Source organism: Ureibacillus sp. FSL W7-1570 (genome assembly GCF_038593265.1).
In the GTDB taxonomy this organism is placed as follows: Bacteria; Bacillota; Bacilli; order Bacillales_A; family Planococcaceae; genus Ureibacillus; species Ureibacillus suwonensis.
In genome coordinates this window covers 1,197,963-1,219,610 of the sequence record NZ_CP151979.1, presented here as the reverse complement: position 1 = coordinate 1,219,610, position 21,648 = coordinate 1,197,963, and the positions used below count along the sequence as shown (strand labels likewise).

At 42.4% G+C, this 21,648-nt stretch carries 20 protein-coding genes and 1 other annotated feature; of the genes, 11 read left to right on the top strand and 9 right to left on the bottom strand.

Annotation, left to right across the window (positions count from 1 at the left end):
• The first annotated feature begins 162 nt into the window (after nucleotides 1–162).
• Complete coding sequence (gene argF / locus NST13_RS05945) at nucleotides 163–1,128, top strand: ornithine carbamoyltransferase (RefSeq protein WP_342471273.1); 966 nt, start codon at nucleotides 163–165, stop codon at nucleotides 1,126–1,128.
• 309 nt (nucleotides 1,129–1,437) lie between these two features.
• Here the strand turns inward: argF and NST13_RS05940 are convergent, their stop codons facing one another.
• On the bottom strand, nucleotides 1,438–2,460 hold the full coding sequence (locus tag NST13_RS05940) for an S-layer homology domain-containing protein (RefSeq protein WP_342581642.1): 1,023 nt from the start codon (nucleotides 2,458–2,460) through the stop codon (nucleotides 1,438–1,440).
• 274 nt (nucleotides 2,461–2,734) lie between these two features.
• Between NST13_RS05940 and NST13_RS05935 the strand changes: the two genes are divergently transcribed.
• Nucleotides 2,735–3,142, top strand: a complete 408-nt coding sequence (locus NST13_RS05935; protein WP_342581641.1) for a MarR family transcriptional regulator — start codon at nucleotides 2,735–2,737, stop codon at nucleotides 3,140–3,142.
• Between the two features lie 28 nt (nucleotides 3,143–3,170).
• On the opposite strand, the gene sspI is transcribed toward NST13_RS05935, so the two are convergent.
• The 4 genes from sspI to nadB all read right to left on the bottom strand — a co-directional run bounded on the left by sspI (nucleotide 3,171) and on the right by nadB (nucleotide 6,956).
• Nucleotides 3,171–3,380 carry a small acid-soluble spore protein SspI gene (gene sspI, locus NST13_RS05930; RefSeq protein ID WP_342468974.1) on the bottom strand — a complete coding sequence of 70 codons (210 nt, stop codon included), beginning with the start codon at nucleotides 3,378–3,380 and terminating at the stop codon, nucleotides 3,171–3,173.
• Between the two features lie 78 nt (nucleotides 3,381–3,458).
• Nucleotides 3,459–4,562 (bottom strand): quinolinate synthase NadA, encoded by a 1,104-nt coding sequence (nadA, locus tag NST13_RS05925; protein WP_342581640.1) that lies wholly within the window; start codon nucleotides 4,560–4,562, stop codon nucleotides 3,459–3,461.
• Nucleotides 4,562–5,407 (bottom strand): carboxylating nicotinate-nucleotide diphosphorylase, encoded by an 846-nt coding sequence (gene nadC / locus NST13_RS05920; protein WP_342468976.1) that lies wholly within the window; start codon nucleotides 5,405–5,407, stop codon nucleotides 4,562–4,564. Before nadC ends, nadA begins: the two co-directional genes overlap by 1 nt.
• Complete coding sequence (gene nadB / locus NST13_RS05915) at nucleotides 5,361–6,956, bottom strand: L-aspartate oxidase (protein ID WP_342581639.1); 1,596 nt, start codon at nucleotides 6,954–6,956, stop codon at nucleotides 5,361–5,363. The genes nadC and nadB overlap by 47 nt, the downstream gene beginning before the upstream one ends.
• Nucleotides 6,957–7,093: 137 nt before the next feature.
• Here nadB and NST13_RS05910 point away from each other — a divergent pair, with 137 nt between their 5' ends.
• The 6 genes from NST13_RS05910 to NST13_RS05885 all read left to right on the top strand — a co-directional run bounded on the left by NST13_RS05910 (nucleotide 7,094) and on the right by NST13_RS05885 (nucleotide 15,387).
• A complete protein-coding gene (locus NST13_RS05910) occupies nucleotides 7,094–8,212 on the top strand; it encodes an IscS subfamily cysteine desulfurase (protein WP_342581638.1) in 1,119 nt (372 codons plus the stop codon).
• 16 nt (nucleotides 8,213–8,228) lie between these two features.
• Nucleotides 8,229–8,990 carry an RNA methyltransferase gene (locus NST13_RS05905; RefSeq protein WP_342468979.1) on the top strand — a complete coding sequence of 254 codons (762 nt, stop codon included), beginning with the start codon at nucleotides 8,229–8,231 and terminating at the stop codon, nucleotides 8,988–8,990.
• Between the two features lie 158 nt (nucleotides 8,991–9,148).
• Nucleotides 9,149–9,381 (top strand) — a binding site (T-box leader).
• A gap of 129 nt (nucleotides 9,382–9,510) precedes the next feature.
• Complete coding sequence (gene pheS, locus NST13_RS05900; protein WP_342468980.1) at nucleotides 9,511–10,548, top strand: phenylalanine--tRNA ligase subunit alpha; 1,038 nt, start codon at nucleotides 9,511–9,513, stop codon at nucleotides 10,546–10,548.
• A gap of 12 nt (nucleotides 10,549–10,560) precedes the next feature.
• Nucleotides 10,561–12,966: a phenylalanine--tRNA ligase subunit beta gene (pheT, locus tag NST13_RS05895; RefSeq protein ID WP_342581637.1), complete on the top strand. Its 2,406-nt coding sequence runs from the start codon at nucleotides 10,561–10,563 to the stop codon at nucleotides 12,964–12,966.
• 147 nt (nucleotides 12,967–13,113) lie between these two features.
• On the top strand, nucleotides 13,114–14,007 hold the full coding sequence (galU, locus tag NST13_RS05890) for a UTP--glucose-1-phosphate uridylyltransferase GalU (protein WP_342468982.1): 894 nt from the start codon (nucleotides 13,114–13,116) through the stop codon (nucleotides 14,005–14,007).
• A 102-nt stretch (nucleotides 14,008–14,109) separates the two neighbouring features.
• Nucleotides 14,110–15,387, top strand: a complete 1,278-nt coding sequence (locus NST13_RS05885) for a glucose-6-phosphate isomerase (RefSeq protein WP_342581636.1) — start codon at nucleotides 14,110–14,112, stop codon at nucleotides 15,385–15,387.
• Between the two features lie 6 nt (nucleotides 15,388–15,393).
• Here NST13_RS05885 and NST13_RS05880 read toward each other — a convergent pair whose 3' ends face one another.
• Nucleotides 15,394–15,855, bottom strand: coding sequence for a hypothetical protein (locus tag NST13_RS05880; RefSeq protein ID WP_342468984.1), 462 nt, complete (start codon nucleotides 15,853–15,855; stop codon nucleotides 15,394–15,396).
• 148 nt (nucleotides 15,856–16,003) lie between these two features.
• Here NST13_RS05880 and NST13_RS05875 point away from each other — a divergent pair, with 148 nt between their 5' ends.
• A complete protein-coding gene (locus tag NST13_RS05875) occupies nucleotides 16,004–16,543 on the top strand; it encodes a hydrolase (protein WP_342581635.1) in 540 nt (179 codons plus the stop codon).
• A 127-nt stretch (nucleotides 16,544–16,670) separates the two neighbouring features.
• On the opposite strand, the gene NST13_RS05870 is transcribed toward NST13_RS05875, so the two are convergent.
• Nucleotides 16,671–16,856 (bottom strand): hypothetical protein, encoded by a 186-nt coding sequence (locus NST13_RS05870; RefSeq protein WP_342468986.1) that lies wholly within the window; start codon nucleotides 16,854–16,856, stop codon nucleotides 16,671–16,673.
• A 418-nt stretch (nucleotides 16,857–17,274) separates the two neighbouring features.
• Here NST13_RS05870 and NST13_RS05865 point away from each other — a divergent pair, with 418 nt between their 5' ends.
• Nucleotides 17,275–17,481 carry a hypothetical protein gene (locus NST13_RS05865; RefSeq protein ID WP_342468987.1) on the top strand — a complete coding sequence of 69 codons (207 nt, stop codon included), beginning with the start codon at nucleotides 17,275–17,277 and terminating at the stop codon, nucleotides 17,479–17,481.
• A gap of 213 nt (nucleotides 17,482–17,694) precedes the next feature.
• Nucleotides 17,695–18,303 carry a SafA/ExsA family spore coat assembly protein gene (safA, locus tag NST13_RS05860; protein ID WP_342471274.1) on the top strand — a complete coding sequence of 203 codons (609 nt, stop codon included), beginning with the start codon at nucleotides 17,695–17,697 and terminating at the stop codon, nucleotides 18,301–18,303.
• Nucleotides 18,304–18,381: 78 nt separating this feature from the next.
• Here the strand turns inward: safA and NST13_RS05855 are convergent, their stop codons facing one another.
• Both NST13_RS05855 and NST13_RS05850 read right to left on the bottom strand, forming a co-directional pair.
• Nucleotides 18,382–20,028: an IS1182 family transposase gene (locus NST13_RS05855; RefSeq protein WP_342581634.1), complete on the bottom strand. Its 1,647-nt coding sequence runs from the start codon at nucleotides 20,026–20,028 to the stop codon at nucleotides 18,382–18,384.
• Between the two features lie 197 nt (nucleotides 20,029–20,225).
• A complete protein-coding gene (locus tag NST13_RS05850) occupies nucleotides 20,226–21,581 on the bottom strand; it encodes an IS1182 family transposase (protein ID WP_328216756.1) in 1,356 nt (451 codons plus the stop codon).
• Nucleotides 21,582–21,648 lie beyond the last annotated feature (67 nt).

Sequence of the window (21,648 nt, the reverse complement as noted above, 5' to 3'; positions counted from 1 at the left end):
GATGATTCATTAGATTTAAAATATAGGTGCATTTTTATTCATCGTTTTTGAATATTATTTTTAAATTTTTAATGCGAAAAAAATAATAAAAATACACTTGATTTTATAAATATACAATTGTATAATGGGTACATCTAACAAAGAAGGAGCGGAAATTCATTGATGAAATTGTTGGAAGAAGTGCAGCTAAAGCCCGTTTCAAGTTTAAAGGGCAAAGATTTGTTAACGCTGCTTGATTATACAAGTGAAGAAGTGCAAGAGTTGCTTAGCCTTGCAACAAAAATGAAAAAAGTAACGAAAAATGGCAAATGTCCAAAACTTTTAGATGGAAAAGTGCTTGGAATGATTTTCGAGAAAAACTCCACACGTACACGCATTTCCTTTGAAGTGGGGATGCATCAATTAGGCGGAAAAGCGATTTTCCTGCATGCAAGAGATATGCAGCTTGGCCGCGGTGAACCGATTTCAGATACAGGTCTTGTTTTATCCGGTTATTTAGATGGAGTTATGATCCGCGCCAATTCACATAAAATGGTAGAGGAATTAGCAGAGTATGCAACCATTCCAGTGATTAATGGATTAACAGATTTATATCATCCATGCCAAGCGTTGGCCGATCTTGAAACGATCATTGAAAATAAAGGAACATTTAAAGGATTAAAAACAGCTTATGTCGGCGATGGAAACAATGTTGCCCATTCACTTGTCGTGGCGGCTGCCCACGTTGGAATGGATATTGCGGTAGCCACTCCGAAAGGTTATGAGCCGGATGCTGAAATCATGAAAAAGGCTCAGGCGATTGCGGAGAAGAACGGCAGCACCATCACGATCACTAATGATCCGATAGAAGCTGTGAAAGACGCGGATGTAGTGTATACAGACGTATGGACTAGCATGGGTCAAGAAGAGGAAGCGGCTCAACGCTTAAAAGACTTCCAAGGCTATCAAATTAACGATGAATTGGTGGCTCATGCAAAACCTGATTTCATGTTCTTGCATTGCTTGCCAGCCCATCGTGAAGAAGAAGTGGCAACATCCGTAATCGACGGTCCAAACTCATACGTCTTCGAGCAAGCGGAAAACCGACTTCATGCACAGAAAGCAGTGCTTCTATCATTACTTGCATAATTAATGAGTAAGGACATCTAATATGCTCTGCCCCGAAAGCGTAAGCGGCAGGGGCAAGCGGAAAACCGACTTCATGCACAGAAAGCAGTGCTATTATCTTTACTTGCATAATGAAGTAAAAAAGGAAAATATATATGCTCTGCCCCGAAAGCGAAGCGATAGGGGAAAGCGCAAAAGGCCTTTTTACAGGCATAGGTGAATTAAGTTTATATTCGATGCCGAGTTCAGGGTGGAATGAAGCATCGCTCATAATATAAAATCAAGGCAATCCAGGAGGCGCTGGATTGCCTTTTTTCATGCATGCCATTTTCATTTTTTCTTTAATTGGACTAACTGATAGACAACTGAATTAGTTCTCAAATCCTTCGTGCAAATATGGCCATAGTCTTTTGAATAATAATATTGGAAGCCGTCGGAACTGACAATTTCCATTAAATGATTAAAAGTGCCTGCAGGGGTCGTTACGGTTTCGGACATGCTTGTCACCGCATAGGTTACCGGTTTAAGCCCTTTCTTCATGGAAAATGACCAGCTTGTCCCGAGTTTTACGGGATATGGGATATGAAAGTCCGTCAATATTTCATCATTTGCCAGGAACCCTTTAAAAGTGAAACCGTCCTTGCCAATGCTGTTCACATATTGGATCCCCTGATTGTAATCATCGGAAACATACCACCAATCCCCTTGGACGTCCGATGACAAATATGTGAAGTATTCCCGGCTCGTATAACCTTCATACAATTCATATATGTATTGATAATTTTTATTGTAGCCAAACCCGCTTTTTACCGGTATAAAATCCGGTTCAAGAACACGGGACATGAAAGTGGAAAAATGGGCACGGGTAAGTGGTTGGGAAGGTTTAAAGGTGCCATCTTCGTATCCCGTTGTAATGTTATTGGCCGAAAGAGCGGCTATCGCTTGATAATGTTTATGGTTTTTCGGTACATCTTTAAATTGTTGGTTGCTGGAGCCTTTGAGAGAAAAGGCATTCACTAAAACTTGGGCCATTTCGCCGCGTGTGATGGGCTCAAATGGTCTGAAGTTCGTTCCTTTTGGGAAAATGCCTTCATCGACTGCCGCAGCAATCGCTTTGTACGTTTCCTGATCGACTTTCGTCAAATCCTTGAATCCCGGATTAGGCCGGTTGTTCAGATCCAGTTGCAAAGCTCTTGAAATCATTAATGCAACTTGGGAATTTGTCACGTTGTTTGAAGGCTTGAAAGTTTTGTCTGAATACCCCTTAATAATCCCTGTTTCCGCCAAAAAATTGATTTCCACCGCCGATGGATGGCTATCAGGCACATCCGTGAAAGTGGCGGCTTGTGCCACATTTCCTTTCATGAAAAAAAAAAAAAAAACAGATGAGCATACTATTGAACAAAACACGTTTCCAATTGAACGTTCTTCCCATTTTCTTTCCCTCCTTTAATCCTTTTCTTAGATGCGCAAATGGTGAACTTTTGCGGTTTCCATATTTGTAGTATAAACTTTCTCATTTTTTTGGTAAATGACGAAAAAGTTTCATTCCGTTATGATATAGATATAGAAATTACATGGTTTGTAAGTATATTCCACCATTTTGAGTGAACAGTGGGGTGTGAGTATGGGGGATTTGTTGATTGATTTACTTCATGAAAAATCCGTATTGTTGAAAAAAATAAAGGAAGAAAAATGGCAGGCCATCAGCGGCGTTCATATCACCCATTCGGAGTTTTCCATTTTGGAGAAGGTGTACAAGAATCAACCGTTGATTTCCCATGTGGCGAAACAGGTTCCGTTTACAAGACAAGCAGTTCATAAATTTATCAAGCAATTGGAAGAAAAGGGATTGGTGGAAACAAAAAAATTCAATTTGCGGGATAAATCCATTGAACTGACCAAATTGGGGGAGGCGTGTTTTGAAAAACATCTCGCCTTGAAAAAAGAATTGGAAAATATGATCGAAGAAGAAATTGGGGAAATGAATGTAAAAAGGATCAAGGAAATCTTAAAGATGGAATGGGGAATATAAAAAGGGCTTGGAGAACGTTCTCCAGCCCTTAATGTTGAAACACTTTTGATAATGTTTCCGTAAATTTCGATTGTTCTTCTTCACTTGTATTTTGCCACCACTTTTCCAAAAAGACGCCAAGTCCTGGAAGAAGATGTTCATCGCCTCGGGCAATGGCATCTTGGATCGTTTCCCGGAATTCTTCCGGACTGTCCCCTTTGACATTGGAAGTAATGGCTGCTCTGATTTGAAAGTCCATACCATTCGCCTCCTCGAGTAGTAGTTTGTTTCCACTCGAAGAAATTATGCGCTGATTTTCTCAAAAACTTTCATCCGCTTATGCCAATTGCAACATGCGGTCCAACGCCAACAAGGCTTCTTTTGTCGTTTCAGGATCCACTTTGATGACATTTCCCTGTTCGCCATTGACGATGATTTCCAAAGCCCAAAGAAGATGCGGCAAGTCTATCCGGTTCATTGTCAAACATGGGCACATGTTTTCATTCAGGCAAATAATGTGTTTGTCCGGATGTTCCGCAATGATGCGTTTCACCAGGTTCATCTCAGTTCCAATGGCCCAGCTTGAGCCGGATGGAGCATTTTTGATTGTCTCCACAATATATTTTGTGGAACCGGAAAGGTCTGCCGCCTGCACCACTTCAAAGGAGCATTCAGGATGGACAATCACTTTCATATCCGGATAGTTTTCCCGGACTTCCCGGACATTTTCCACCGTAAATCCCTGGTGGACGGAGCAATAGCCATCCCATAAAATGACTTTAATGTCTTGCACATTTCCTTCATATTTCAGTTCGCCGGAAATGGGATTCCACACGGCCATCTGCTCCAGTGGAATGCCCAAATCATAGGCGGTATTTCTCCCCAAATGCTGATCCGGCAAGAAGAAAAGCCGTTCTTTTTGTGTAAAAGACCATTCCACCATTTTTTTGGCATTGGACGATGTGACGCAAGCACCGCCATTGCGGCCGGTAAATGCTTTAATGGCAGCCGTTGAGTTGACGTAGGTTAAAGGAATGATGGTATCTCCGAAAATGGATGTCAGCTTTTCCCAAGCTTCTTCCGTTTGGTAAATATTGGCCATATCCGCCATGGAACAGCCGGCCCGCATATCCGGCAAGTAAACAATTTGCTCGTCCGTCGTTAACATGTCTGCGGTTTCCGCCATAAAGTGCACGCCGCAAAAGACAATATGTTTTGCCTGTTTATTTTTCGCCGCGGCTTGAGCCAATTGCAAGGAGTCTCCCGTTGCATCGGCGAATTGAATCACTTCATCTTTTTGATAATGGTGCGCAGGAAGAAATAATTCACTGCCCAATTGTTCCTTGATTTCCCGAACCCGATGCTCCATTTCCTCACGGGACATGTGACGATATTTTTCAGGTAACATACCGAATGTCGGAATTGTACAGATTGATGCCATTATTCAACGTCCTTTCTTTTCACTAATGCGCTGATATCAAAAGCTTTTACCGAATGGGTAAGGGAACCGAGGGAAATCCATTCCACGCCGGATTCCGCATAGCTTCGCAAGTTGTCCAACGTAATGCCGCCGGAAGCTTCCGTTGAAATATGCCGTGGTACAAGCGGAAGCCATGCCTTGATTTCTTCAGGGGTGCGATTATCGAACATGATGATGTCGGCACCGGCTTCAATGGCTTCAAGCAATTGTTCCTTCGTTTCAATTTCCACTTCGATTTTCACCGTATGGCCAATCCGCGATTTTGCCAGCTGGACCGCTTTGGTGATGCTCCCGGCGAGCGCGATATGATTGTCCTTCAGCATGATGCAATCATATAATCCGCTGCGATGGTTATAGGCACCGCCAGTCCGTACAGCGTATTTGTCCAGCATGCGGAGGCCTGGCACCGTCTTTCGGGTGTCACAGATTTTCGCGTTGGTTCCTTTCGTTAATTCAACGGCTTTTCTTGCGTTTGTTGCGATGCCGCTCATCCGTTGAATTAAATTTAAAATGACCCGTTCACCGCTCAAGAGGCTGCGCATTGAACCTTCGATGACCGCGATCCGATCACCTTTCTGAAGTTCGTCGCCATCCTCTTTCAGCAAGGTAATTTGAAGGGTTGGGTCGAGCACTTTGAAACCGGTTTGAATCACTTCCGCACCGCAAAAGACGCCTTCTTCCTTTGCGTAAAATGTAAATGAACCTTGATCTTTGGGTGAAAAAATCGTTTCACTGGAAAGATCGCCGTCACCGATATCTTCATTGAAAAACTGTTTCAACATTTCCTGCAATTTGATGTTGTTCATAAAGTCCGTCCCTCACATGATAGTTTCCTTGTTTAAAAACAATCCATTTATTGTTCCAATCTTCTTTCATCGAAGGGAAATCGCTGCGGATATGGGAACCGCGGGATTCTTCCCTGATTAATGCCCCTTGAACGATTAAAGAGGCGGTGATATGCATGAATAATTGTTCAATGGCCGATCTGTCCATTGCATCCAGATCAACGGCTGCAATGTCCCTGTAACTTGGCAGCTTTGCCAATAATTCCGAGAGGCCTTGTTTCTCCCTTACAATGCCTGCATTTCTGAACATCTCTTTTTGTAAAGTTTTTGGATCCATTAATGTTGGTAAATTCACCAATTTCTTTTCATTGGAAATCCGCGTAAAGTTGTGTTGGCGTGTACCGTTGCAAAGCAGATTTTCCGCCATCAATTTTCCGAATGTGATACATTCAAGCAGTGAATTGCTGGCCAGGCGATTGGCTCCGTGCACCCCTGTACAAGCCGTTTCCCCGACGGCAAGAAGTCTGGGGATGCTCGTCCGGCCGTAAACGTCACTGATAATGCCCCCCATCAGGAAGTGGCTTCCAGGCGCGATGGGAATGCGTTGTTTCGATAAATCAATGCCTTGTTCTTTGCAAATGTTTGTGATTGTTGGAAACTTTTCTTCAAAGTGTTCTATATTTGATATGTCGATATAAACTTCCCGGCCTTTTGCACGATGTTTATACATTTCATAGGCGGTAACATGTCTTGGGGCCAAATCCCCCAATGGATGAACCCCTTCCATCAATCGATTTCCTTCTTCATCCGCAAAGAATCCGCCGGCGCCACGCACCGCTTCGGAGACAAGTCCATGGGTTTGGCCGTCCTTGTAGATTAAGCTTGGATGGAATTGAACAAATTCCATATCGGCGATTTCAGCTCCGGCGATGTATGAAAGGGCAATCCCGTCGCCAAAGCTGTCGGGGCAATTGGAAGTATATTCATACAATGCCCCTGCGCCGCCTGTTGCAATAATGACATAGGAGGCCAAATAGGTTGTCGTTTTTCCTTCTTTGGATTTTGTTTTGACACCGATACATTCGCTATCCTCATTCAATAACAGTTCATAAGCGAGTTCGTATTCATGGATTGTCACCTTTTCAGCCAATAAATCTAGCAAATAGTTTACGAGAGCTTGTCCTGTCGCATCTCCGCCGGCATGAATGATTCTCGGTCTGCTGTGGGCTCCTTCAAGCCCCAGGGAAATCGAACCGTCCAAAGCCCGATCCGCTTGAAAATTTTCTTTGATCAATTGATGAACCGTTTTCTTTCCTTCTTCCACCAATGTATGAACATTGTCTGGCTGATGGTGATAAACACCTGCTGAGAGCGTGTCTTGCACGTGCAATTGGATGCTGTCTTCATCACTTGTAACTGCAGCGATTCCTCCTTGGGCTTTGTATGAGCTCCCGTTTTTCAGATGGTTTTTTGTCACGATATCCACCTGAAATTTTTCTGCGAGGATTTTCGCTGTCTGAAGGGCGCTCGCACCGCTACCGATAATGACAATATCTGTCTTCCTCATCATGATTGCTACCTTCTTTACAGTTGTCTTGACACTTATATTTACATAAAATAAAGGATAAAACAAGCATTTGCACATAGAAAATTGGGTATGTAAAGTATGCTAATGGTTCATAATTTTTGCAGAAACGGGGAATAGTCATGATTTATTTGGATTATGCCGCAACAACGCCAATGCTGGATGTAAGCATAGAGGCATATGGCATTGCCGCAAAGGAAGTATACGGAAATACATCAAGTTTGCACGATGCGGGAGGAAAAGCAGTGTTCCTGTTGGAAAAATCGAGGGATGCCATCGCCGAAAAATTGGGCGTCAATCGGGATGGCGTCATTTTTACAGGAGGCGGAACGGAAGGCAATATTTTGGCGATTTTATCATTGGCCCGTGCAGGACAAGGAAAGCATGTCATCACTTCAAGCGCGGAACATACGAGCGTCCATGCGGCAATGAATACACTGGAGCGGGAAGGTTACGAAATTACGAGACTGCCGCTGACGGAACAGGGGACGATTGATGTGGATTTGCTGGAAAAAACGGTCCGTCCTGATACCGTCCTGATTTCCATTCAACACGTCAATTCGGAAATCGGCTCCATTCAACCAGTGGCGGAAATTGCAAAGGTTGCACAAAAATACAACATTCCCTATCATGTAGATTGTGTTCAATCTTTTTGCAAGTTGGATATAAAGTCATTTTCAAAACATGTGGATGCCATCACCGTGTCCGCCCATAAAATTGGTGGTCCAAAAGGCTGCGGTGCGGTATATTTAAATCCGCGAAGAAGAATTTTGCCTCTTTTTCCAGGGGTAACCCATGAAAGAGGGTTGAGAGGCGGCACGGTGGATACGCCGGCCATTTTTGCTTTTGCAACAAGCGTGGAACATTATAAATATGATATAAATAAGTTTTGGAAATTGCGCCATCAATTGAAAGAAGCGATTCAAAAGACAAATTGTTACTTTATCGAATCGGACGAGGCCCATCAACTTCCGAGCATTTGCGGTTTGTGCATGAAAGGGGCGGAAGGGCAATATGTGATGCTGCGCCTGAATGAAGAAGGAATCTGCATTTCCACGGGAAGTGCCTGCGACATCAACAGCAAATCCGGAACGAAGGCGATTCTTGCGATGGGTCGCAGTTTATCGGAAGCCCGCAGATTTTTCCGCATCTCCTTTGGGATGGATACAACGGAAGAAGAAATTGAACAGCTCGGCAACGCATTAATCAAAATAGATCAGGAAATCAAAAACATGAAATAAAGGCGGTCTTTATTGGATGAAACGGATTGAATCGAAGCAGAATGCATTAGTGAAGCATTGGAAAAAACTTGTTTCCGCAAAAAAAGAACGGGATAAAACCGGAGAATATATAGTGGAAGGTTTTCATTTGACGGAAGAGGCTTTAAAAAACAAGGACCAAGTGATCCACATCATTAAACGGGAAGATGTTGAAATTCCCCGGGAATGGTCATTGGACGATGTCTACCTTGTGGAAGTGACGGATTCCGTTGCGAAGGAGATTGCCGAAACGGAAACTTCCCAAGGGATTTTCGCCCATTGTAAGCAGCGGGAGATTTCCGGATCTGAACAGGCAAAATGGAGCAAATTGCTGCTCGTTGACAGCGTGCAAGATCCAGGCAATATCGGCACCATGATCCGCACTGCGGATGCTTGTGGAATTGATGCGGTCATTTTAGGAAAAGGGTGTGCCGACTTATACAATCCAAAAACTTTGCGTTCAGCCCAAGGCTCCCATTTCCATTTGCCTGTCATTAGGGGAAATTTGGCGGAATGGATAGAAAAATTAAAAGAGCGCCATATTCCGGTTTTCGGTACGGCTCTTGAAAATGCGGTTGATTACAGAAAGCTGGATAAAACGGAAAGTTTTGCCTTGTTAGTGGGAAATGAAGGCAGCGGTGTTCATCAGGCGCTGTTGGAGAAAACGGATCAAAATGTGGTAATTCCGATTTTTGGACAAGCGGAATCATTGAACGTGGCTGTTGCAACCGGTATATTGTTGTATAAATTCATGGAATAACAATGGACGTGTATTTCTGTTTCCAGTCGGAGAAAAAGTGAACGTTATTTGATAGGCTGTTGTAATGGACGAATTATAGAGAGACAATGGAACTACTTGAAAGAACTGCCGATTTATCGTAGAATAAACTAAGATTTTTCCACATGAATCAAATATGGTCAAATGCGTTTGGAGCGGGAAGAGTAAATATTCACCAGCTGCATATCAGGGAGCATAAGTCCAGACTGAGAGCTTATGCATGCAGCGGAATATTGAAGTTCACCCCGCAAGCAGCATCCGGGACCAGAGAATTTTCTCTGTAAAGGATTGCCGGCCAATGCCGTTATGTCAATGAAGTGATTGCATTTTTGCAATAACTAGGGTGGTACCGCGAATGTTCCTCGTCCCTTGATTGGGGCGGGGTTTTTTTATTTGGGCAAACGTCAATTCTTTTACAAAACACGGCATCAAGTTCTTAAATAAAGGTCATATAAAAATCCGTCATTTTGGGATGAATCAAAAATTTTAAGGAGGTTACATGATGGAACAGCAACTCAAACAAATCGAGCAAGAAGCCATTGAACAAATTGCTGCTTGTACGAACCTGAAAGAATTGAATGATATTCGCGTAAAGTTCTTAGGAAAAAAAGGCTCCATCACGGAAGTGTTGAAAGGTATGGGGAAACTTTCCCCGGAAGAGCGTCCGAAAATCGGGGCGCTTGCCAATACGGTGCGTGAAAAGGTTACGCAAGAATTGGAACAGCGGGCAAAAGTTTTGGAAGAACAACAAATTCAAGAGCAGTTGGAAAAGGAATCAGTGGATGTAACGCTACCTGGACGCAAAGTTCGGGTTGGAAACAGACATCCTTTGACACGTGTCGTTGAAGAATTGGAAGATTTATTCATTTCCATGGGCTATGAAGTGGCGGAAGGTCCGGAAGTGGAAACGGACTATTTCAACTTCGAAGCGTTGAACTTGCCAAAGGGTCACCCTGCCCGCGATATGCAGGATACGTTCTATATTACGGAGGAAACGTTGCTCCGCACCCATACTTCTCCTGTGCAAGCAAGAACAATGCTTGCGAAACAGGGAAAACCGTTCCGCATTATCTGTCCTGGAAAAGTGTATCGCCGTGACACGGATGATGCCACTCACTCCCACCAATTTATGCAAATTGAAGGGCTTGTGGTCGGCGAAAATATCCGCATGAGCGATTTGAAAGGTACGCTGGATAAACTGGCGAAAAAAATGTTTGGCGAGGATCGGGAAATCCGCTTGCGTCCAAGTTTCTTCCCATTCACTGAACCATCCGTTGAAATGGATATTTCCTGCTTCCGCTGCGGAGGAAATGGATGCAATGTATGTAAACATACAGGATGGATCGAAATTTTGGGTGCCGGCATGGTTCATCCAAACGTGCTTGAAATGGGCGGTTATGATCCGAAAAAATTCTCCGGTTTTGCCTTTGGAATTGGTGTAGAGCGTATTGCAATGCTGAAGTACGGTGTGGAAGATATCCGAAACTTCTATATCGATGACATCCGATTCTTATCACAATTCCGACGTACAGAAGGGTAAGGGGGTAACAATATGTTAGTTTCATTAAAATGGTTGCAAGAATATGTCGATATACAAGGGTTAACTCCGGAAGAATTGGCGGAAAAAATCACGCGTGCCGGAATTGAAGTCGATTCCGTCATCGACCGTTCGCAAGGCATGACGAATATTGTGGTTGGTCATGTCCTTTCAAAAGAAAAACATCCGGATGCCGACAAATTGAGCGTTTGCCAAGTGGATGTCGGAACGGATGTAAGACAGATCATTTGCGGCGCGCCAAACGTGGCGGCAGGACAAAAAGTCATCGTGGCGTTGCCTGGCGCCAAACTTCCTGGAGGCATCAAAATTAAAAAAGCGAAAATGCGCGGCCAAGAATCGAACGGAATGATTTGCTCCTTGCAAGAGCTGGGCGTTGAAGGCCGCGTTGTGCCAAAAGCGTATGCGGATGGCATTTATGTATTGCCTGATGATGCAGTGCCTGGTTCCGATGCGCTGGAAATTCTTGGACTTCGGGATACAGTGCTGGAGCTTGACTTGACACCAAACCGTTCCGATGCCCTTTCCATGCTTGGAGTCGCCTATGAAGTGGGGGCCATTTTGTCACAAGATGTGAAATTGCCCGAAATCCAATATGCAACTGCAAAGGAAAAAGCGGAAGATTATATTAAAGTGCGGGTGGATGCGACGAAAGAAAACCCATTATATGCTGCAAAAGTCATAAAAAATGTCAAAGTGGCGGAATCGCCATTATGGTTGCAGCACTATTTAATGGCTGCGGGCGTTCGTCCCCACAATAACGTTGTCGATATTACAAACTACGTATTGCTCGAATATGGCCAACCCCTTCACGCGTTTGACTACGATTCATTAGGAACAGGGGAAATCGTCGTCCGTTTGGCAAATGAAGGTGAAAAAATTGTCACTTTGGACGATCAGGAACGTACACTTCAAAGCCACCATTTGGTCATTACAAATGGAAAAGAACCGGTTGCCGTTGCAGGAGTGATGGGAGGAGCCAACTCAGAAGTGACGGAAAGCACGACAACGGTTGTTCTTGAAGCGGCTTATTTTGACGGTTTATCCGTTCGCCGCACATCCAAAGATCTGGGATTGCGTTCCGACTCATCCGTGCGTTTTGAAAAAGGCGTCGATCCGAACCGGGTTTTGGAAGCCCAAGAACGGGCAGCACAACTGATTTGCGCATTGGCTGGCGGAGAAGTGCTGGAAGGAACCGTGCTTGTGGATGAACTCGATAAAACGCCAGCGCGCATTGTCATTTCACCGGATGACATTAATACAAAATTGGGCATGAAAATTTCGCTGGAAGATATGATTTCCATCTTGGAACGATTAAAGTTCGATGTGGAAGCGAAACGGGGTTTATTGGTCATTGATGTGCCGACTCGCCGACAAGACATCAAAATTGAAGAGGATATTATTGAAGAAATTGCAAGACTCTATGGTTATGATGAAATTCCAATGACATTGCCTGAAGGGAAAACACAAGTGGGCGGTTTGACCCCTTATCAAGAAAAGCGCCGTATTGTCCGCAATTTCTTGGAGGGTGCCGGCCTCTATCAAGCGGTCACATATTCCTTGACTTCTGAAGAATGGTCCCAAAAGTTTGCGTTGAAAAAAGAAGAAACGACCAAATTGTTGATGCCGATGAGCGAAGACCGCACAACATTGCGCCAAAGCTTGATTCCTCATTTGTTGCAGGCGGCAAGCTACAACATGGCACGCCAAGCGGATTCCGCATGTTTATATGAAATCGGCTCTGTATTCCTTGGCAAAACAGAGGAAGGTTTGCCATTTGAAGAGGAGCATGCGGCCTTTGTCATCACCGGCAAATGGGTGGATGATGCATGGCTCGGAGATAAACGCAATGTTGATTTCTTTGTGGCAAAAGGCATTGTGGAAGGATTAATCGAAAAATTAGGTTTAACAGAACGCATTACCTATGAAAAAGGAACGATGGAAGGACTTCATCCAGGTCAAACGGCAAACATTTTACTGGACGGTGAACGGGTAGGAATTATCGGCGGCCTTCATCCGGCAGAACGAAAAGCATGGGATTTAAAAGAAACGTATGTAGCAGAGTTGAATTTACATGCTTTATTGCGTGCTGAAGCGAAAGGCGTTGAATACGAACCGGTTCCACGCTTCCCGATGGTGACGCGTGACATTGCTGTGGAAGTGGACAGAGCGGTTTCCGCCGGAGAACTTGAATCGATTATCCGCAAAGCGGGCACGAAGTTGTTAAAAGCGGTAAAAGTATTTGATGTATATGAAGGAGAGAATATCGAGGCAGGCAAAAAATCCGTCGCCTTCACATTGACATACTTCAATCCGGAAAGAACCCTTACGGATGAAGAAGTGGCAAATGCCCATGAAAAAGTGTGGAAAGCTTTGGAAGAAGCCGGTGCGACAATCCGATAAAACTTACACAAATTGTAACAAAGTGACATTCAAAGGCTGGAGCTGATTCCAGCCTTTTTTCTTTTATGGGCCGTTTGCCTGTGCTATGAGGGAACTGGTAAATTATTGTATAATTTTGTTAACCAAAGGTATAAGGAGTGAGAGGGCTTGAAAAAGATACGAAAAGCAATCATTCCGGCAGCGGGATTAGGAACCCGTTTTTTGCCTGTAACGAAAGCCATGCCGAAAGAGATGTTGCCGATTGTCGATAAACCGACCATTCAATATATCGTGGAAGAAGCCATCGCTTCGGGCATTGAAGATATTATGATCGTTACCGGTAAAGGAAAACGGGCGATCGAAGACCATTTTGACCATGCATTTGAATTGGAAGCGAATTTAATAGAAAAGAAGAAATTCGATCTGTTGGAAAAAGTGCGTGTCACATCAGACATCGATATTCACTATATCCGCCAAAAACAACCCCTGGGTCTGGGACATGCGGTTTGGTGTGCACGTAAATTTATTGGAGATGAACCTTTCGCTGTATTGCTCGGCGATGATATTGTCCAAAGCGAAGTTCCTTGTTTGAAGCAATTGATCGATCAATATGAGAAAACCTTTTCCAGCGTCATTGCGGTGATGGAAGTGCCCGAGAGTGAAATTCACCGGTACGGTGTCATCGATCCCGTTTCGACCGATTCCCCTTTGATGCAAGTCAAAAAATTTGTTGAAAAACCGGCGAAAGAACAAGCGCCTTCCAATTACGCGATTATCGGCCGTTACATTTTGACCCCTGAAATTTTCCGATTCTTGGAACAAAAGAAAGCGGGAATTGGCGGGGAAATTCAATTAACGGATGCAATTGAAGAATTGAATACGATTCAACGGGTGTTTGCGTACCGATTTGAAGGAAAACGCTATGATGTCGGCAATCCGCTGGGTTTTATCGAAACAACCATCGATTTTGCGCTCCAGCGGGAAGATTTGAGGGAGGAAGTGGGACGGTTCATAATCAAAAAGGCGCAAGAGCTTTCCGTACATGCAGCTTCAAATGAATAAATGGTTTTCTTTAACAGTATGATGAAACAGACGGTGCATGAAATTGTTTTCAATGATTGGCTAGTTCCTTATCAAATTTGAAGGAGAAATGAGGCAATTCCATTGAATACTTATTCAGTGCATACAAATTTATTGAATTGTATATTCGATGATATGGATATAGCTTCATATAAAGAGCGTGTGGAAAAAATCCATGATGAATTGGAAACTTCCAATGATATGACGGGATGGATCAATTATCCTTTGATGGATCATGAAGAACTCTTCAATTCAATTGAAAAGCTGAAAGATGAAATTTGCATGGAGGCGGATGTGTTCGTCGTCATCGGGATTGGAGGCTCTTTTTTAGGCGCCCGTGCGGTTCAGGAAGCATTAACCCCCTACTTTGGCGTTTTGGAAAAAGGAACGGAAGTCATTTATGTCGGCCATCATATGAGCGGTTCTTATTTGCAGCAATTAATTCATTACTTGGAAGGCAAAGAAATCTATATCAATGTCATTTCAAAATCCGGAAGCACAATGGAGACGACTTTAGCCTTCCGCGTGTTAAGACTGTACATGGAAAAACGGTATGGGGAAGAAGCGGCGGAACGGATTATTGTGACAACGGATCCGGAAAAAGGCATATTGAAAGCCATAGCGGACGAAGAGGGATATAAAAGATTTGCCGTCCCTCCGGATATCGGGGGCAGGTATTCCGTATTTACGCCTGTCGGACTTTTGCCGATTGCCGTGGCGGGCATCGATATCCGATCGTTTATGGATGGAGCCAAAAATGCCGCATTGGAATTGAAAAATGCCGATTTGACCCAAAATCACGCATACCAATACGCCGTCATAAGAAATAAGTTGTACAACGAAGGGTATTGCGTGGAACTGCTCGCCTCCTTCGAACCGTCATTAAAGAAATTCCATGAATGGTGGATGCAGCTGTTTGGGGAAAGCGAAGGGAAAGAAAAAAAGGGATTGTTCCCCGCTTGTGTGACCTACTCCACGGATTTGCATGCAATTGGGCAATTCATTCAGGAAGGAAGCCCGATTTTGTTTGAAACACTCCTTCATTTCAATCAAATTGAAGGCGATTACATCATTCCTTATGATCCGAGAAATGAGGACGGTTTAAATTATTTGGCAGGCCGTTCTTTCAACGAAATCAATGCCACCTCAAAACAAGGCACAGCCCTTGCCCATGCAGAAGGCGGGGTGCCCGTCATACAACTGGAGATGGAGAAACTGGATGCTTATCACTTGGGATATTTGATGTATTTCTTTATGAAAGCATGTGCCATGAGCGCGAAGCTGATTGAAGTGAATCCCTTTGATCAGCCGGGGGTGGAGGCGTATAAAAGAAAAATGCTCGAGCTGTTAAAAAAGAAATAGAATGAATTATTCAGGAGGGGTTTGACCGGTTTCCCGGGCATGTTCCAACGCCGCCGGTTTTATGATGCCGTACAACGCGCCCAATACACCGCTGATCGTATGAATCAATCCAAAGGTGTAGATGTCGAAGTAAAGCCTGCTTGTTTCTTGATCCAGTTTCCAAATCGAACCATGGATGGAATTTTTGATGTCGAGAAAAAAGTATAGGAAAAATCCGGTGAGCAGAATCCCGCTGATAATGCCCAACCACTTGACGCTATTTTTGGCATTGCGGGCAGCGGTTAAAAAATAGCGGAAAGTGGCGAACAAGCTCAACAATACAAAAGGAAACAGGAAAATAAAGCCGATGAATCCCAGATTGCCGGATGCCCCTTTTGGCTGCACTTCAAACAGTTGATTGACAATTAGAAAGCCGAAAAAGGAAATGGCCAAACTGATAAGCCAACTTAAACGAATCACATTCATCATCCATTTCTTCAAGAAAGTTTTAAAGCTACAAATATTATAACGTATCCCAAAAAGGAAGCACGGTTTTTAAAAAAAAATCAAAAATCAAGGATTTTTCACCATTTTGTAGAATTATTAATGATGAAAATGAAAAAAGGGGATGAGGAAGTTGTTGACAAAAGAAGACACAGTGCTCGTATTGATTGACATTCAAGGGAAGCTGGCACGCATTGTGGACAAGAGCGAATTTGTGATCGACAATATCGCCAGAATGGTGCAAGGGGCGAAAGTGTTGGGGTTGCCCATCTTATGGCTTGAACAATATCCGAAAGGTTTAGGACCGACCGTTGAAGAAATTTCCCAATTTTTGACCGATGAAAAGCCGATTGAAAAAATCACCTTCAGCGCTTACGACACGCCGGAGTTTGTAAAAGCATTGGAAGCGACAGGCCGCAAAAAGGTATTGATTGCGGGAATTGAAGCCCATATTTGTGTATATCAGACGGCTGCCCATCTGCTTCAAAACGGTTATGAAGTCGAAGTGTTGGCGGATTGCGTGTCTTCCCGCACAGCTATAAATTCGCAAATTGGCCTTGAGAAAATGAAACAATGCGGCGCAAAACTTTCCAGCGTGGAAATGGCGTTATTTGAAATGCAACAAATTGCGAAAGGCGACGAATTTAAAGCCATCAGTAAAATTGTCAAATAATAAGGTGCGATAAGGGCTGTCCAGATGATCTGGGCGGCTTTTTTTATTGCCAATAACACAAAAAAAGAGCGGTTTTCGCTCTTTTTGGATGCAAGTATTCATAACAGGAGGTTGTTTCACATATAACTTATTCCTTTTCAAAAAATTGATCATGCCTTTCGCGAATGGACGGGTGTTCTTTCTTTTTTGGGAGATGAAACTCTTCTTCCATTCCAAATTCTTCAAGACTGGTTGAATGGTTGCCTACGGATTGCTTGCCACGTACAAATTCAAAGTGGCGCTTGTCATTCTCCAAATCCTTTCGATGATCCATGTTGCAAGTCTCTCCTTTCCATGTTCATTATGAGTATTTTTGGCGATGTTATGCATCGAGAATGGAAAGCGGTGTGGTGACAATTTTTCTTCGTCCATGAATGATGAAAGGGAAAAACCAAAGGTAAGCGAAAAATGAAGGAGTCATACAATTTCCATTGATCCGGCCTTTGAAACATTGAATCAAGAAAAAAGCAGCAGCAGCCGATACCGGAAAGGTTTTTCCGGAATTTTTTTCTTTTGATGCTTCTTTCCGGAATGGCCAATGCTGTTGGAAGCGTTTCTATTAACATTCCTAATGAACGGTTATAAATATCTTTTATAGAGAAATTTAGATTAAAAAAGGAATAACTTATGTATCAAGTCAATATAAATTTACTAAGTCAGTTGGAAAATATGCGAATTTGGGAGGCAGTACATTGTCAATGATGAATGGTCAATTACTGGAGTTAATTCATTCGATCGAAAAGTTGCCAAAATCTGTGCAAATCTCAACCTATTATTATTTGAGAAGAAATATTCAGGAAATGGACGATGAAGAATATTCTTTCATCAACCATCAACAGAAAAAGGAAGAATCATCCTGGGTGAATGCGTTCATGGAATACCATTTTGATTCCAAATAACTAAATTATCGATAGTAATCTATTCCTGTTTCAAATATATTTCAAATATTTTACGAGACTTAAAGAGTAAAAGCCAGCTCTATCAACGGGTTCAAAGATTAATATTTCAAAGTAATAAAACTGTAATAATCCTTCCAGAAATTTTGTGATGAATTCATCGGAAATACCTTTTATGATGAATTTGCACAAAAGAAGAAAGGAAGGATGGAAATGATGAAAACGAAATTGAAAAAAGGCGCAGGCGCCCTCATTTTATCCATTGGATTATTATTGCCGGTAACGGCTTTCGCTGCCGGAACATATACAGTCGCATCAGGAGATTCTCTTTGGAAAATTGCAGTAAAAACACAAACAGGTGTACAAGAATTGATTAATGCGAATCCGCAATTGGAAAATCCGAATTTGATTTATCCGGGACAAAAAATCAATGTGCCGGAGAAGGAAGGCCAAGCTTATGAGGAAGAAGTGGTAAGATTGGTCAATGTGGAACGCGCCAAAGCAGGATTGCCTGCATTAAAATCCGATTGGGAATTGGCGAGAGTGGCGAAGCATAAATCCCAAGACATGCATGATAAAAAATATTTCGACCATACAAGCCCAACATACGGTTCGCCATTCACCATGATGACAAACTATGGAATCCAATATAAATCCGCCGGTGAAAATATTGCCATGGGCCAAAGCACGCCGGAACAAGTGGTGAAAGCTTGGATGAACTCACCGGGACACCGCGCAAACATCTTGAACAAAAACTATACGCATATCGGTGTGGGATATGTGAAAGACGGCCATTATTGGACACAAATGTTCATTCAAAAATAATGATGAAGCAAGAAGCGCACATTTCTTAAAGGAATGTGCGCTCAGACTGTCGACAAAGAGGCTGGGACAAAACTAGCTTCAAAATAGGAAAAAGGAGAATTTGAGCCAACTCAAATTCTCCTTTTTCCATTTCTCTCCATTATTTTTGGTCAGTTGATTTTTGTTGGCCGTGTATTTCCGTAAATTCACGGCCATTAAGGCAATCCCCATTTCATTTTCTACCTTCGATTTTCCTCGGACGGAAAATCGAGTGAAACGCAAATTAGCCTTCAAGAATCCAAAAACTGGTTCTACGTCAATTTTACGTTGACGGAAAATAGAACCTGCTTTTTCTTCTGAAAGCTTCGTTCTTACATATTCTTTTTGTTGTTCCCATTTTTCATTCACCATGACTTTTCGATGGTTGCCTTCCTTTGCTTTTGTACATGATGAACGGAATGGGCATCCTGAACAGTTTTCACATTCGTAAATTTTGAATTCTCGTTTGAAACCGGTCTTATCTGTACGTACAGAATGATATCTGAATGTTACACGTTGCTGATTCGGACACGTGTAGGTATCACTTTCTTCGTCATACGTCCAATTGTCTGGATGAAATGGATTTTGTTTATATTTCTTCTTTTGTTCCTTCTCATACATGGTATATGGAATGAGTGCCTCACATTTTCGATTCGAAAGGATGTCTTCATAGTTTGGTTCACTACCATAACCAGCATCTGCGACAATGTACTTTGGCAACGGAAAATAATCCTTTTCTATCTCATTCAAGAACGGAATTAATGTACGTGTATCAGTAGGATTTGGAAAGATGCTATAAGCTAGTGCGTATTGACCTTCTGTTGCGATTTGTACGTTGTATCCAGCTTTCAATTGACCGTTTTTCATATAGTCGTCTTTCATTCGCATGAACGTCGCATCCGGGTCGGTTTTGGAATAACTATTTCGTTCCCCCAAGATGTCCAAGGCTTTTTGATACTTTTGTTTGCGTAGAATGAAGTCTATTAATTGTTTGTACGCTTGTTTTGGATATTTTCGTTCGCTTCTTAATGCTTTTCGTTCTGTGGCATCGGGCGATGATTCGATTTTTTGGTCATATTCCTTAATGACTTCATCGACTTGTTGCACCATTTGAGCGAGTTCTTCTACGGACAATTCCCCATCACTTTCCCGCTCCATTTCAGGGATGATTTCTTTTTCTAATAGTTCGTTGTATAACTGATTGGACTTTTCAATTAAGTTTTGGTTGTATTTTTCAATGGATTTCTTCCATACGAAAGTAAATTTATTGGCATTCGCTTCAATCTTCGTACCATCGATAAAAATGGCTTCTTGATCGATTAACTTTTCTTCCACCAGTTGGCAACGGAATTGGACAAAACATTGACGAATTAATTCTTTTACTTCCGGATGCACACGAAAACGATTGATCGTCCGATAACTTGGTTCATATCCTTGTGCCAACCACATCATTCGTATACTGTCCTTTAATAGCGCTTCAATTTTTCGACCTGAAAAGACAGACTGCGAATAGGCACACAAAATAATTTTTAGCATCATGCGTGGATGATAAGCAGGACAACCTGTATTTCGAAGAAACGGCTGGAAGGCTTCATCTGGAATACTTTCAACTAAATGGTGAATGTGGAAGGCAATATCATTTTCTTGTAATTTTATTTCTAAATCTAGAGGCAAAACTAATTGATTCATGTTATAATATTTGAACATAAGGACCCTTCTTTCTGTTAGGTTTTGTGTGCTAACTTAATTTTAACAGAAGAGGTCCTTATTTTTTATTGAAAAAATGAAAAACAGCCCATGAAATTTCATTCCAAAATTTCATGGGCTGTTTCCATTTTAGAGGGGGTTTTGTCCCAACCTCTTTGTCTTTTTTTGCTCATCATTTTCTAAGATTCTTGTCTTATTTAGGCTGGACATGGTCTTTTCCATGTCCAGTTTGCCATTTTCTTTAAGTTCATGGCAGCGAAAGTAAGCATCGCCTGCATGGACAATTTTTCCAGTCCTCGTAGAGTTGTCCATCGCATGCCATGCTTCTCTTTTCCATCGGCAAAGACCCGTTCAATCGTTTCTTTGCGCTTATCATATATATTTCTATTGATTTCTGTATGTCTTAAGTGGTCGACTTCTTCCACATAGTGCTCCCAAATGTGGCGATGAATAAATTTAGTGTGATCTTTACTTTGGGTACACTTTTCTAAAAATGGGCACGTTTTACATATTTCCGGTTTCGAAGCGTACTGTCGATATCCTTCTCTTGTTGTTGTTCGGTATTCAAGAGTTTGGTTGTTTGGGCAGATATAACAATCATAATGCTCATCGTATACATATTCATACTTTTTAAAGAAACCGTCCTTTGTTCTAGGCCTTGTATATGGCATGACTGGACGAATCTCTTTATCCAATAGACTTTTCGCATTCGCTGGGGTTTTGTATCCGGCATCTACGGCTACTGCAGTTGGTTTGCCTACTTTTTCGATGACTTGTTCGAGTAATTGACCAAACACCTGACTATCATGAATATTCGCTCCCGTTACCTTGGTAGCTAAGACAAAGCCTTTTGCATCACAGGCGGTATGAAAAGAATAGGCAAACATCTTTTCCCGTTCATCTTTTACGTAATAGCCACTATCAGGATCGGTTGTACTGACCTTTATTTCCTTGGTTTCTTCATTCTCTTTCGGGGGAAAGGGCTTTTTTCCATGGTTTTCACGGTCTTGGTTAATCTCTAACTCTAATTGCGCTTGATAGCTTTTTGTTTCTGCCCGGACAATTTTCTTATCGAACTTCTTTTTATTGGCGCTCGCTTTGACATGTGTTGAATCAATAAAGGCAACAGATGCATCCACTAATCCTTTATTCATCGCTTCTTTTAAAATACGATAAAAAATCTGTTCAAATAAATCAGTACCTTGAAAACGACGAACATAATTCTTGCCGAACGTTGAAAAATGAGGAATTTTCTCTGTGAAACCATATCCTAAGAACCATCGATACGCCACGTTGGTTTCAATTTCTTTGATCGTTTGACGCATGGATCGAATACCAAATAAATACTGCACAAAGACCATTTTAATGAGCACAACAGGATCAATACTAGGCCTTCCGTTATCTAGGCAATAGGTATCTTTGACAAGATCGTAAATAAAATCAAAGTCTATGGCTTGTTCAATCTTCCTTACCAAATGATCTTCTGGAACCAATTGATCAAGAGCCACCATTTCCAATTGATTTCGATTATTGTCAGTACGCTTCGATAACATCCTAAATTTCCCCCGTTAACCAAGAATTCTATCCCTATTATACAAAAAAAGCCTGTAGATTTGGCCA

Excerpts from the sequence above, each read along its gene's own strand:
- NST13_RS05870 (WP_342468986.1), bottom strand. The coding sequence starts at position 16,856 with ATGGATCATCGAAAGGATTTGGAGAATGACAAGCGCCACTTTGAATTT.
- NST13_RS05935 (WP_342581641.1), top strand. The coding sequence starts at position 2,735 with ATGGGGGATTTGTTGATTGATTTACTTCATGAAAAATCCGTATTGTTG.
- NST13_RS05880 (WP_342468984.1), bottom strand. The coding sequence starts at position 15,855 with ATGATGAATGTGATTCGTTTAAGTTGGCTTATCAGTTTGGCCATTTCC.
- nadC (WP_342468976.1), bottom strand. The coding sequence starts at position 5,407 with ATGAACAACATCAAATTGCAGGAAATGTTGAAACAGTTTTTCAATGAA.
- NST13_RS05905 (WP_342468979.1), top strand. The coding sequence starts at position 8,229 with ATGAAACGGATTGAATCGAAGCAGAATGCATTAGTGAAGCATTGGAAA.
- argF (WP_342471273.1), top strand. The coding sequence starts at position 163 with ATGAAATTGTTGGAAGAAGTGCAGCTAAAGCCCGTTTCAAGTTTAAAG.
- safA (WP_342471274.1), top strand. The coding sequence starts at position 17,695 with ATGAAAACGAAATTGAAAAAAGGCGCAGGCGCCCTCATTTTATCCATT.
- NST13_RS05910 (WP_342581638.1), top strand. The coding sequence starts at position 7,094 with ATGATTTATTTGGATTATGCCGCAACAACGCCAATGCTGGATGTAAGC.
- NST13_RS05855 (WP_342581634.1), bottom strand. The coding sequence starts at position 20,028 with ATGTTCAAATATTATAACATGAATCAATTAGTTTTGCCTCTAGATTTA.
- NST13_RS05850 (WP_328216756.1), bottom strand. The coding sequence starts at position 21,581 with ATGTTATCGAAGCGTACTGACAATAATCGAAATCAATTGGAAATGGTG.
- nadA (WP_342581640.1), bottom strand. The coding sequence starts at position 4,562 with ATGGCATCAATCTGTACAATTCCGACATTCGGTATGTTACCTGAAAAA.
- pheS (WP_342468980.1), top strand. The coding sequence starts at position 9,511 with ATGGAACAGCAACTCAAACAAATCGAGCAAGAAGCCATTGAACAAATT.
- nadB (WP_342581639.1), bottom strand. The coding sequence starts at position 6,956 with ATGATGAGGAAGACAGATATTGTCATTATCGGTAGCGGTGCGAGCGCC.
- pheT (WP_342581637.1), top strand. The coding sequence starts at position 10,561 with ATGTTAGTTTCATTAAAATGGTTGCAAGAATATGTCGATATACAAGGG.
- sspI (WP_342468974.1), bottom strand. The coding sequence starts at position 3,380 with ATGGACTTTCAAATCAGAGCAGCCATTACTTCCAATGTCAAAGGGGAC.